Annotated in this window: 9 protein-coding genes; all 9 read right to left on the bottom strand. The window is 55.1% G+C overall.

Annotation, left to right across the window (positions count from 1 at the left end):
* A partial coding sequence (locus ACEW8P_RS09955) for an enolase C-terminal domain-like protein (RefSeq protein ID WP_373512934.1) occupies positions 1–692 on the bottom strand: 692 nt, incomplete at its 3' end.
* Between the two features lie 174 nt (positions 693–866).
* A complete protein-coding gene (locus ACEW8P_RS09950) occupies positions 867–1,979 on the bottom strand; it encodes a mannonate dehydratase (protein ID WP_373512933.1) in 1,113 nt (370 codons plus the stop codon).
* Between the two features lie 29 nt (positions 1,980–2,008).
* Entirely contained in the window at positions 2,009–2,869 is an 861-nt protein-coding gene (locus ACEW8P_RS09945; RefSeq protein WP_373512932.1) for a 2-hydroxy-3-oxopropionate reductase, read from the bottom strand.
* A gap of 91 nt (positions 2,870–2,960) precedes the next feature.
* The gene (locus ACEW8P_RS09940; RefSeq protein WP_373512931.1) at positions 2,961–4,406 is read right to left on the bottom strand and encodes a GntP family permease; all 1,446 of its coding nucleotides are present in this window, start codon (positions 4,404–4,406) and stop codon (positions 2,961–2,963) included.
* A gap of 46 nt (positions 4,407–4,452) precedes the next feature.
* The gene (locus tag ACEW8P_RS09935; RefSeq protein WP_373512930.1) at positions 4,453–5,223 is read right to left on the bottom strand and encodes an HpcH/HpaI aldolase/citrate lyase family protein; all 771 of its coding nucleotides are present in this window, start codon (positions 5,221–5,223) and stop codon (positions 4,453–4,455) included.
* Positions 5,224–5,268: 45 nt separating this feature from the next.
* On the bottom strand, positions 5,269–6,180 hold the full coding sequence (locus ACEW8P_RS09930) for an amidohydrolase (RefSeq protein ID WP_373512929.1): 912 nt from the start codon (positions 6,178–6,180) through the stop codon (positions 5,269–5,271).
* A 52-nt stretch (positions 6,181–6,232) separates the two neighbouring features.
* Positions 6,233–7,750, bottom strand: a complete 1,518-nt coding sequence (locus tag ACEW8P_RS09925; RefSeq protein ID WP_373512928.1) for a SusD/RagB family nutrient-binding outer membrane lipoprotein — start codon at positions 7,748–7,750, stop codon at positions 6,233–6,235.
* 71 nt (positions 7,751–7,821) lie between these two features.
* Complete coding sequence (locus ACEW8P_RS09920; RefSeq protein WP_373512935.1) at positions 7,822–10,890, bottom strand: SusC/RagA family TonB-linked outer membrane protein; 3,069 nt, start codon at positions 10,888–10,890, stop codon at positions 7,822–7,824.
* 518 nt (positions 10,891–11,408) lie between these two features.
* Positions 11,409–12,404, bottom strand: coding sequence for a FecR family protein (locus ACEW8P_RS09915; RefSeq protein WP_373512927.1), 996 nt, complete (start codon positions 12,402–12,404; stop codon positions 11,409–11,411).
* Between the last annotated feature and the right edge of the window lie 118 nt (positions 12,405–12,522).

Genomic DNA, 12,522 nt, shown 5'->3' with positions numbered 1-12,522 from the left:
GCGTTGGGGTCGATGCGTAAGGGTACTTTCGGCCCAAAGGCCTCCCGTAATGCTAAAATCGCATCCACTTCCTGCCGGGGCTCAAAGACGCCACCTTTCAGCTTGATGGATTGAAAGCCGAATTCATTGCACATGGCTTTTGCCTGGGCCACGATTTCCCCGGGATTCAAGGCACTCGCTTGCCGCGCGGCGGCCCAGCCTTGCGCGTCGGAATCGGTTCCAAAGGCCAGTTCACCGCCCGCGCCTTCGTATTTGTAAAAAAGATAGGCCGAAAAAGGTACTTGGTCGCGCATCCGCCCGCCCAGCAAATCTACGACCGGGCGATTCAGAATTTTACCCATAATATCCAGACAAGCCACTTCCACGGCGCTGAAAATATGCACCATCTTGCGCTGGTCCCAGGGCGCGACGCCGCGCTCGGCGGCGGTATCCTGCCCGAAGTGCGCGACCAGCGTCCGGCGGATGTCGTTGAGTTGGAAAACATCCTTCCCAATCAACAAATCCCGCGCCTCGGCCAGGGCCAAATCAATCTCCCGCGTCCCCGGAATCTCGCTGATGCCCGACACGCCATCGTCGGTCACGATCTCTACAATCGTGCGTAAAGCATAAGGCGCGTGCAAACCCGCCGCGTTCAGCAACGGCGGGTCCACGATGGCAATGGGGGTGATAACGATTTGGTGTATTCGAAACATGTCTTTTTTGGGGTTAAATGGTCAAACGGTTAAAAGGTCAACGATTCGTGGTCTTCAACCGTCCAATCGGTATGCTCGGATTGACCACCGTTATCGGCGGCACGGCTAGTGTACGACACCTTTTAACCGTTTGACCGTTGACCTTTTAACCCATTTTAGAATTTCTCCTTTCCCCTAAACGACATCCTCCGCCACCATCTGCAACAGTCCTTTGATATAGCCGTAGGTGAACGCGAACGATTGGGCATGGGCCTCGTGGTCGGCGTGTTGCGGGACGTGGTCGGGCATGACCATGCCGTCGAAGCCAACGTCGCGCAGGGCGCGGATGACCTGGACGAAATTCATGTCGCCGTTGTCGGGATAAACTTCCTGAAAATTGTTGAAGCCGCCCTTGATGTTGCGCAGGTGGATATTGAAAATCTGATTGCGATCACCGAAGTACTTGATGATGGGCAGAATTTCGGTACGCGGATCTTTGAGCCCCTCGGCGATGGAGCCGATGCAAAAGTTGAAGCCGTGGTAGGGGCTTTTGGATAACTCCGCAAACCGCTTCATACCCGCGAACACGTCGGGGCTGTTCCAGCGCATGACGCCCTGTACCGGGGCAGGTACGGGCGGATCGGCGATGTGGTTGGCCATCTTGACCTTGTACTCCTCAGCCACGGGCAGAATGCGGTCGAGCATGTAGCTGATGCGCTCAAAAATTTGGTCAACCGACACGTCGCCCGCGACGGTTTTGGGATCGTTACGCTTGACTGCTTCATCGTAATTCCAGGTACTGTATAGAGCGTTGCCGCGCTTGGGATCGATAGTCTTACTGGTTCGAAGTACGGGCAGGATTGTGGTATTGTAATTAAGTACCTTGATGCCTGTCTTCGCGGCCACCACGATCATTTGTTGCAAATACTCGATCTCCCGGTCACGCTCGGGACTTTTACCAAGCATGACGTTGGGATAAACTACCTTGTCGATGCCCGCCGAAGTGAGCGGATAGTGATAGGCATCGAGGCTGATGCCATACTTCTCGCAGGCATCGCGCTTGGCGAGCGAATCTTCCAGATCCCAGCCCTTACCGGGAATAATATTGGGCGAGCCGCCGTCGATGTTATAGACGCCGCAACGGCCTTTGAGCTCCAGATTCTCCTTAGTCGTCCCGCCCGACTGGCAACCGACTTTCATCAGTACTTTCCTCGGTGGTACTACTTTTGCCTGGGCCTGGCCCGGCTTCACGACCGATGCCCCCACGGAACCCGCCGCGAGGACTTTCATAAAGTCTTTTCGTCTCATGATTTTAAGTGTTTAGGTGAAAATCTGGTTCATTTTTCTAAGAGCAACACCAACGCGCTATGGTCTTTTTCGCCGTGGCCTTTCGCGATGGCGGCTTCCATCTGTTCGGCGACCAAAGCGGTGCCTTTCAAATCTACGTCGTGTTCTTTGCCCGCATCAAGGGCGATACCCATGTCTTTTTTGTGGAGTTTTATTTTAAAACCGGGCTTGAAATTACGGTCGATCAGGCGTTGGCCGTGCAGGTCGAGAATGCGGCTTTGGGCGAAGCCGCCCAGTAACGCCTCCCGCATTTTGGCTAAGTCCACCCCTGCTTTGCTGGCTAAGGTAAACGCTTCGCCCACGGCCTGAATGGTCAGGCCGACGATCATTTGGTTGCAGGCTTTGGTCGTTTGGCCCGTGCCGGGTTCGCCCATGCGGACAATGTTCTTACCCATTGCCTGGAAAATCGGCAACGCCCGGTCAAATGCTTCCTGACTACCGCCCACCATGATGGACAACCCAGCGTTTTCGGCTCCGACCTGTCCGCCCGATACCGGGGCGTCAAGGGCTTCCACGCCTTTTTCCTGCATCAGGCCGTGGACTTTCACCGCCACCGAAGGCGAAATGGTGGACATATCGATGAATAAGGCACCGGATTTTACGCCTTCCAGCACCCCGTCTTTGCCGGAAACTACCTCTTCTACTTCGGGTGAATCAGGGAGCATGGTGATGACTACCTCGACTTGCTGTGCCAACTCCTTACTGTTCGGAAATGCTTTCGCGCCCGCTTCGGTAAGTACCTCGGCGGCATGGCTGCTTTCCAAAACTGAAACCAGGTAGCCCGCTTTTATTAAATTTAGGGCCATTGGTTTGCCCATGATTCCCAGTCCGATGAATCCTATTTTTTGCATTTGTTTGAATATTATGCCCTTTTAGTACTGTTTGAAAAAACCTTTCACCGCCCAGCCAAAAAACTTGTCAGGCTGAGCGGAGCCGAAGCCCTCACACCAACGGAAACAACTTCGCCCCCACCAAAATCACGACCAAACCCGTAATTCCCATCACGACTAGTAGCGGCGATATAGTTTTAAGAGCTTCTTTCTCAGTCAAATTACTCAATTTACAGACAATCCAAAAACCCGAGTCGTTCATCCACGGCACGATCTTGGAACCGCAGCCGATGGCCAGGCCGAGGTAAACCGGGTGAAATTCCAGATTTCCCTGCGTGGCCATTCCCGACAGGATGCCCGAAGCCGTAATAAGCGCGACGGTAGCCGACCCCTGCGCCGTGCGCACCACGGCAGCAATCAGGAACGCCAGCGGAATGAGGGCCATTTGGTAGCCAGCAGTCAGGCCCGCGATGCGGCTGCTGATGCCCGTTTGCTGTAACATTCCGCCGAAAGCACCTCCGGCGGCGGTGATGAGGATAATTCCGCCACCGCTCAACAGTGCGGCTTGAACGAAGCTTGAAAACTCGTCTTTACTGGTTTTCCGTTGACTGGCAAGTACCAGCAAAGCCGCGAAGCCGCCCGAAATGAGGGCGATGTTTTTATCACCGAAAAACTCTATGAACGCCACTACTGCCGTCGCAAACGCCGATTCGCCCCAGGGTGCGCCGCCTTTGGACAAGGCACCGATGGCCGTGTCGGCACAGATGAAGCCCAGCGGAATCAGCACGGGTAGTAGCGACAGTCCCAGTGGAGGTAGTTCGCGGTCTTCGCGGGCGGCGATAAGTTTGATGTCTTTCAGCGGGGCGTCGAGCGAGTCGCGGATTTCGATGGGCATTTTGCCGTTTACCCACACCGCAAAAAAGTACCCAGCCGTTATGGTGAAAAGCCCCACGATGACACCCGCGATCATCATCATCCCAATGGGAATGTGCATTTCACCAATCAGGAAAAGCGGGCCGGGGGCGGGCGGCACCAGCGAATTGGCCATTGCCGCCCCGGCCATGATGCACATGACCAAGAGCAAATAATTTTTGCCCAAACGCAACGCCATCGCCTTTACCAGCGGCATCATCAGGAAAATAACGGTATCGAAAAAAACAGGAATGCCGAGAAAAAAACTACTGGTCAGGAAAGCAATGGGTGCTTTGCCGATACCAGTCAGCCTTAAAATAGAGCGGATGATACGTTCGGCGGCCCCGCTTTCCAGCAGGCATTTGCCGATAATCGCCGCCATCGCGATCAGGATGCCGATTTTGGCACAGGTGTTGCCGAACTCGGTGGCGATGCGCTCGCCGATGCCTTTTTGGGACAGAGCCAGCGCGGCAGCGGCGGACGTGCCTTTGTCGAGGGCGTATTGTTCCACCGCTGCCGCCGGGGTCATGAAGGCTACGACCAATGCGCCCAGAATGAGGGCCAGAAACGGATGCAGTTTCAGGCCGATGATACCGCCAACGACGATAAGTACTCCGACGGAAAGTATGAAGAGGGGGTCAGTCACTTAATTTAGTGGAGAGTTGATAGTGGAGAGTTGATAGTGTTCTTGTCTAGAATTCCTTCCGCATCTCAGTCAGTTTTCTCGCCATATCCCTGGCGCCGTTGGCGACGAAGGTGGCGTCGGCCCCGCAGGCGATGAAGCGGATGCCTTGTTGGTGGTAGTTTTGGTACTCTTCTGGATTGAAGAAGAGAATGCCGGTGGATTTACCCGCTTTTTGGGCGGCGGCGATAATTTTTTGCACGGCATCTTTGAGTTTGGGGTGATCGAACTGGCCGAAAATACCGAGTTCCATCGTAAGGTCGGCGGGGCCGATGAAAAGTACGTCCACGCCGTCGAGGGCGGCTATCTCGTCGAGGTGATTCAGGGCTTCGGCAGTTTCGATCTGTACGACGCCGAGGAGATTTTCGCGGGAGTTTTGGTAATATTCGTCAAAGTTCTGAGCAAACTGCGTGGCCCGCACCATCTTGGCCACGCCCCGATGGCCATGCGGCGGGTAGTGCAGGCCGCTCACGACTTGCTGCGCTTCCTCAGCCGTGTTGACTTTGGGACACATGATGCCTTCCGCACCCATGTCCAGTACCCGGTGAATGCGCTGACTTTCGGCACTTTCCACCCGTACTACCACGCCCGCCGGCGTAGATTCCAGCGCCTGCAACTGCGCCAGTACATCTTTCTCGGTACCCGCGCCGTGTTCCAGGTCGATCAGCACCCAGTCGAAACCCGATAAGCCTACTATTTCGGCGGTTAGCGAACTCCCCAAATTCAGCCAGCAGCCGTGCAGGGTTTCGCCGTTTTTCAGGCGTTGTTTTAAGTTTTTCATTCCATACTTTAAAAACAAACTAAGAACGAAGTACGCTGAACCTCCTCAACTCCATCCCAGCAACTTCCGAATATTCCCCCCCTTCACCATTGCCCGTTCTTTCTCGGAATACCCTTTCAAATGTACATCGACGATCTTGGGCGAGCCGCTCCCCCACACCAGGCGTTCCGGGCCGAACTCTTTAATGACCCGACTGGTAAAAGGCAGCGCACTTTCGTAGTAGGGTTCGTCTTTGGCAAAATGATTCAGGCCCGAGAGTTTCATATAAACGTTGGGGTATTTGGCCAAATCCAGGACGTCCGCGAACTCGGGCCCCGTCCCCATGTGCGGCTCGGCGAGGTGGTCGATGAGGACTTTGCAGCCGGGAAAGGCTTTGATGGCCTCACCCGCCTGTTGGGCGTAGTTGGGGCCGATGTGTAGTTCTATGACCAAACCCAACTCGTGGGCCTTTTTCCATAACGCCCTCACGCCTGCATCGGCAAAGGTGTCGAGGTAATCCTCCTTGCCCCGGTGGGCGTGGAAGCGGGTGGAGACGATGTGCGGTTCTTCTTTAACCAGAGCCGCCAGTTTGGCGGGAGCTTCGGGGTCTTTGGGGTAGAAAAGGCTGGTTCCCCGCAGTCGCTTCGGTTCGCGTTTGAGGCAGTCGAGCATCAGGCGGTGGTTGTCGCCGTAAGGTTCGGGATGAACAATGACGGCACGGTCGATGCCTTCCTCATCCAGGCGTTTCAGGTAAGCCGCGAGCGGGTCAGCGGGGTGAATGGAAACGTCGGGCTGATACACCGCCTTCGGATGAAGCGGATATTTTTTGACATCAGGGCTGAAAATGTGAGCGTTCCATTCGATAACGGGTTCGGGGGGATTTGCTTTCGCCTGTCCTTTCTCCGCTAAACTTAACACCGCGCCGATACCCAGCGTGGTGCGGAGCATTTGGCGGCGGGTGGGGTGGGTAAAATTCATCTCGGCAGGCAGGTCAAGTATTCACTCATTCACTCAATCACTCATTCAACAATCATTTCTTGTCCCACCAGACTCTGGTGTCCAACAAATCAGGTCCTTGTCTCGATATAGCGGCCTGGACGTTGTTGCGATTCACGTTCAGTTCGGCGTCGGTGTAGGTGAGGCGGCGGATGAACTGCTCGGTTTTCAGGTCGGTGCCGGGGAAGGGGTTGGGCGTCAGATTCGGGAAGCCGCTGCGGCGGAAATTGGCCCAGGCTTCCGGCCCGTTCAGGAACGACGCCACCCAGTATTGGGTGTTGATTTGTTCCAATTCCCGGCCCGTTTCCAGCGGATGGGCCTGTAGGTAGGCCGTGATGGCCGCGTCGGACACGGCCGACGAAGTGCCGTACAAAGCCAGTTGCTTCATGTGCGCCTGGATGCCGTTGGCAAAAAGCTTGGATGCGTCGCCCGTCGTCCATTTGCGCACCACGGCCTCGGCCAGAAGGAGTTGGGTTTGGGCGTAGGTTACGAAAAGCGTGGGACTCAGCAACCCCGCCAGACGGGTGCGGTCGAGTTGGCTGTAGTCGTATAGGCTTGCCAGGCCATCGGCCTTGACCGCCGCTGAAACCGTAGTATTATCGAAGCCAAGCGGCATTCCGATCTGCACCGCCGGGCTGCGATTGGCTTTGGGTTCCTTCTGATCCACGGCACTCTTGGCTCCAACATAACGTACGGCGATAGAAGCCAGACGAGGGTCGTTATTCTCTTTGAGATAGTCCACAAAATCCTTGGCCAGATAGAAAAAATCGCCTTGTCCGCCGTTCAGTGGGGCACCGACCGGATTGGAGAAGTTGGCCGTGTGGCGCAACAGCGCGATGTCGTCGTTGGACTGCATCACGCCGCCCGCCACGGCTTTGGCCACGATTTCGGCGGCTTTGGCAGGATTGACTTTGGAAAGTCGCATCCCGGCCCGCATCAACAGCGAGTTTCCAAAACGCTTCCACTTGACGATGTCGCCACCGTACAGCACGTCGGTCGTGACCTTGGCTTTGGAGGCGTCTAGAGCGGCGGAGGCGGTTTCGAGTTCTTTCAGTATATCGTTGTAAATCTGCTCCTGCGCGTCGTAAGCCGGGGTGATGATGCCTTCGAGGTAGCTCTTGCCTGCTTCGGTGTAGGGAATATCGCCGTAAGTGTCAGTCAGAATCATGAACGAGTATGCTTTCCAGATCCGGGTCATGTTGTAGAGGTTGGAGCGGGCAGGTACGTCCTTCGTTTGGTTGCCCACATCCACCAGTTCGCGGATTACGTCGCGATAGTAACGCTGCCAGTTGGCAGCGGTTACGCCCCGGTTGTCCTGGTTGTACTGCCCCGCCGCGCCCACGCCGCTGAACGGGTTGATCATCTGCTTGACGATGATGGTTTCGTACTGCAAATTGCTGTACGCAAATGCACTGTTCACCACCGCCGTGTTGAACTGAAAGCCGGGATCGACTTTGGTCAGGGCATTGGGGTTGATGTTCAGTTCGTCGAAACCCTTGTCGCAGGAGGTGGCGAGGAGCGTGACGAGGAGGAGTATGAGTAGCTTTTTCATTTTTTAATGGAGATTGAGTGATTGAGAGAATGAGAGAATGTTTTTATTCTCTCATTCTCTCAATCACTAATTCAAAATTTGATGTTTACATTAAAGCCCACGCTTCGCGTCACGGGCAGGCCCGTTGCTTCCAGACCTACGAGGTTGTCGGAGGGGAAGCCGAATTGCTCGGGATGGATGTTGGGAACCCACTTTTTCAGGACGGCCACGTTGTTGGCTACGGCGTTAACGCGTAGTCCCTTGATGAAGCGAACCGAGGTCAGGAACCTTGTGAAATCGTAGCCTACCGTGATTTGTCGTAACTGCCAGAGGCCCGCGTTGTAAACGAACTGCTCGGCGATGTTCTGCGAGCGCACCGTTTCGTAGTAGGCCTGCACGCCCGATTTGGTTTGGTTGACTTCGCCGTTGGGGTTCACGCCTTCGCCGATCACAAAACCATCCTCGCGGCCCGGCAAAGTACCTTTGTGGTGGCCGTGCCGCCAGGCGTTGAAGTTGGTGCCTGAAATCATTTTGTGGCCCAGTTTGAAATCAATCAAAAACGAGGCGTTGATTCCTTTGTACTCGAAGCCATTGGTGATGCCGCCCACCCACAATGGCAGGGCGCTGCCGAAAGGGATTTGGGTGGCCGTGCGCAGCGGGCGACCATTACCTGCGTCGAAGATCTGGCGTCCCTGATCGTCGCGGCGGTAGCCGAAGCCATAGAGTTGGCCCAGCGGCTGGCCCACGACCTGCCGCAGTTCACCCGTGAACTCGCCCGTACCGACGGTGATGGAATTGTCGCTGACATCATCGCCCAGGTTCAGAACTTTCGTTTTGTTGTAGGCGGCGTTGAAAATCAGGTTCCAGTTAAAGTCCTGGGTTTTGACGGGTACTAGGTTCACCAGCATTTCAAGGCCCCGATTCTGGCTTTGGCCCACGTTGATGAGTTGGTTCAGGTAACCGCCCGCGTCGGAAGTCTGGGCGCGGAGGATTTGGTCGGACGACAGCTTGTCGTAGTACGTTAGGTCCAGCCCCACGCGGTTGTTGAACATTTTCAACTCCAAGCCAAATTCCTTCTCCGAAACCCGCATGGGCCGCAGGTCAGCGTTGGGAACCGTGCGGCCGCTGATGTTGGCCAGAGGCTGACCGACGCCATTGGGCGAGGGGAACTGCTGCGGGTCGATGCCGTAAAACAGGTTATTGGCGTAGGGCGACACGTCGGTATCGCTGCCCACCTCGGCGTAACCCGCCCGGATTTTACCAAAACTTATCCAATCCGGCAGGGAACTGGCAAGCGCCTGAGAAAACACGAAACTAGCCGTAATGGACGGGTAAAGAATGCTGCGGTTGGCGGGCGAAAGCGTGGAGAACCAGTCGTTGCGGGCCGTGCCATTTATGAACAGGTAATCCCGGAACGAAACCTCCGCCGAGGCGTAGAGCGAATTGACCCGCCGCTCTGAGAATTCATAGGAGGGTTCGCGCTGGCGTCCGTTGCCGATGGTGTAGAGGTCGCGGGTGTAAAAATCCTGGATGAACACACCGTGGCGACTGATGCGGCGATACATCTGGTTGCCGCCCGCATTGACGCTCAGCCCGAACACGCCAAAAGTTTTGTTGATACCCAGCAGGAAATCGGTATTGAGTTCGCGCACGTTGCGAGCATCCTGTACGTACTGGCCATTGACAAAGCCCGCCGGGGCGGCTGGCTGCCGCTGCGTACCCGTGGGCAGGTTGTAATCTTGCTCACGTGAATAGTAGTCCTGCCCGATGCGGCCCTGTAAAAAGAGCCAATCCGTGAAGTTGTAACGGGCCGTCAGGTTGCCGAATACCCGGTCGTTACGAATGTTGTCGAAGCGTTTGAGCGAGAAGAACGGATTAGTGCGGTTGGTGAAGCGCGACCAACGTACCTCGTTGCCGTTCTCGTCCTCAGCGTATTGTCGCAGTAAATCCAGCGGCATCGAATTGGCCAGGTTATAGATCACGACCGGGCTGTAATCCTGCTCGGCGATGTTCGGCGGATTCTTACGGTACTCGTTGGAATAGTTGATGTTTCCCGTCACGACCAATTTCTTGGCGACCGTCTGCGTGAAGCCCAAATTAACCGTCCGGCGGTTGTAGCCCGACGTTTCCAGGATTGTTTTGTTGTCAAGATTGGACAGCGACAGGCTGAATCCGCCGTTCTCGCCGCCCGAGGCCAGCGTCAGAGTGTTGGTAAAAGTCGAACCTTTGCGGTAGTAGTCCGTGACGTGGTTGCGGATAGGTTCGTAGGGAACTGTTACGTTGTCGAACAACACCTGCGTCATGCCGGGCGCAAATTTCTCCCCAAAACTCCATTGCCCCGTGGCCGGGAAGGCCGTCGTGGGCCGCACGCCGTTTTCACCCTGACCGTACTCGTATTGGTAGTCCGTGTAGTCCAGCGGGGTTTCGGTGGTGTAGTTAGTGTTGTAAGATAGTGTGACGCCCTGGCCCGCGCCGCGCGTTTTAGTGGTAATCATGATCACGCCGTCCTTGGCGCGGGAGCCGTAAAGGGCTGAGGCCGCCGCGCCTTTCAGCACGGTCATGCTCTCAATGTCATCGGGATTGATGCTGCTCAGGCCGTCGCCGCCGTCGGAGGTGCGGTTGCTGCCGCGCTCGCTCACATCGCCGCGCGCGCCGTTGTTGGTGTTGTCGATCGGTACGCCGTTGACCACGATCAGCGGCGAGTTGTTGCCGCCAAACGACGACTGCCCGCGAATACGAATTTTGCTCGTTCCGGCCGGACCCGAACCCAGCGGCGTGATGTTGACACCCGCCATCTTGCCCTGTAAGGCGTTCATGAAATTGGCCGTGCGGTTGATCGTCATTTCCTCCGGCGACACGGTGGCTGTGGCGTAGCCCAGGCTCTTGGCTTGCTTTTTAATACCCAAAGCCGTGACTACGACTTCCTGCAACGCCTTGCTTTCGGGCAAAAGCGACACGGTGAGGGTAGTTTTGTTACCTACAACTACCTCTTGGCTCTGGTAGCCTACATAGCTGAATACCAGCACCGATGCCGCGTCAGGTACTTCCAGCTGAAAATCTCCGGCAGCGTCCGAAGTCGTGCCACGCTGGGTGCCTTTGAGCAGCACGCTCACGCCCGGCAATCCGGCACCGTTTTCCTCCGTTACTTTTCCCCGAACCATCTGCACAATGATTTCAACCTTTGCGGAACTGGCCAGCGGCGAAATATTCGGCTCGGGGAGACTTTCGACTCGGGCCATTTGTTCTGGACTAAGCACCTCCGAAGGCGAACTTTCGGCCGTTTTCCTGTTGGCCAGAATTACGTAAGTACCGCTTTTTACTTTTTTGTAGTTCAAATTGGCCGCCCGCAGTATCCGATCGAGATTTTGTTCCAAGCTTGCTTCGTAGTCCAGTAAATTGGTGGCAACGGTAACGTTCTCCACCAATCCTCCTTCAAAAAGAATATCTACCCGATAGCGAGCTTTCAGATCGTTGAGGACGCCCCGGAGTTTTTGTCGGGCGGGTTGGACTTTGCTGCTTCCTTTCGTCGGTAGCTGGTTGGCGCTGGCGTAGGTCTGCGCCAAAATCGGCTGTCCGACCAGCCACAAGGCCACCATCAGCATACCCGCCCATAGCGGGGCACGTAGTATTTTTTTCATTGAATTAAAGGGTTTAGGAAGTATTAGATTTTAGATCGTTTTTATTCTACCAACCGCACCACCTCTCCTGTCCTGACCATTTTCAGATTAAAAATCCGGCAAACGATTTCGAGCAGTTCGTCGGGGCTTTCGGCGCGGAAAGAGCCCACCAGCGTGCGCTGGGCCAGGTCTTTGTCTTCAACGAGTACCTGAATGCCGTAATTTTCCTGCATGATTTCCGCAAATTCAGCCAGGGTGGTATCGTCAAATACAAAGCGGTGCTCTTTCCAGGCGGCGTAATTCTCCGGCTGGGCCGTTACTTCCCGTTGGAGGTGGTTGCTGTCATCCAGCGTCACCAGATCGCCGGGTTTCATCATGAGTTGCTTTTGGGCTTGGCCTTCGCGGTAGTTGAGCTGTACCTTGCCTTTGTTCAAAACTACCTTCGACCTGGCAGGCCGCGCGTACACCGTGAACTCCGTGCCCAGCACAACTACTTCAAATTCTTTGTCGGTTTTGACGACAAACTTCTGATTGTCTGGCTGATGGGCCACATCGAAATTGGCTTCACCGCTTAAAAGTACCTCCCGCGTTTCCCTTCCAAAACCAAACCGAGGCACCCGCAGCGACGAGTTAGCATTAAGAACGACCCGCGTACTGTCGCTCAGAGTCAGCTTTTTGGTCTCGCCGTAGGCCGAGCGGTGCGTTTGATAGATCAGGTTGTCTTTAAATAAGACCCCGCTTCCTACCAGCAGAATCGCTACGGAAGCAGCCACCAACCAGGCCCATAACCGCGAACGGGCAGGTACAGACTCTTCCGGTGCCAAATCAGGCCCAAAATTCTCGTCGGCCCGGTCGGCCTGTGCGTGAAAATACTCGGTGGCTGCGTGTACATCGGCCAGATATTGTGGATGTTTATATTCGTATTCTACCAGCCACTGGTAGAACAGCTCTTCGTTAGACGCATCTTTCACCCACTCGTCCACCAACTGTTTTTGCAAGGCAGTCGATTTCCCCGACAAGTAGTTGAATACAAAATCTTTATTTATTTCTGCGTTCATATTTTTAATGGGAGATTGAGTGAATGAGAGATTGAGTGAATGTTTTCTAATATTTTTTATTCACTAATTCACTCATTCTCACATTCAAAATTATACAAGCCACTTCTCCCTCAGTTGT

The sequence above is a fragment of the Persicitalea sp. genome, from assembly GCF_041751555.1.
Lineage (GTDB): Bacteria > Bacteroidota > Bacteroidia > Cytophagales > Spirosomataceae > Persicitalea.
This window is presented reverse-complemented; position numbering and strand designations above follow the sequence as displayed.

Excerpts from the sequence above, each read along its gene's own strand:
- ACEW8P_RS09950 (WP_373512933.1), bottom strand. The coding sequence starts at position 1,979 with ATGAGACGAAAAGACTTTATGAAAGTCCTCGCGGCGGGTTCCGTGGGG.
- ACEW8P_RS09945 (WP_373512932.1), bottom strand. The coding sequence starts at position 2,869 with ATGCAAAAAATAGGATTCATCGGACTGGGAATCATGGGCAAACCAATG.
- ACEW8P_RS09935 (WP_373512930.1), bottom strand. The coding sequence starts at position 5,223 with ATGAAAAACTTAAAACAACGCCTGAAAAACGGCGAAACCCTGCACGGC.
- ACEW8P_RS09930 (WP_373512929.1), bottom strand. The coding sequence starts at position 6,180 with ATGAATTTTACCCACCCCACCCGCCGCCAAATGCTCCGCACCACGCTG.
- ACEW8P_RS09925 (WP_373512928.1), bottom strand. The coding sequence starts at position 7,750 with ATGAAAAAGCTACTCATACTCCTCCTCGTCACGCTCCTCGCCACCTCC.
- ACEW8P_RS09920 (WP_373512935.1), bottom strand. The coding sequence starts at position 10,890 with ATGGTTCGGGGAAAAGTAACGGAGGAAAACGGTGCCGGATTGCCGGGC.
- ACEW8P_RS09915 (WP_373512927.1), bottom strand. The coding sequence starts at position 12,404 with ATGAACGCAGAAATAAATAAAGATTTTGTATTCAACTACTTGTCGGGG.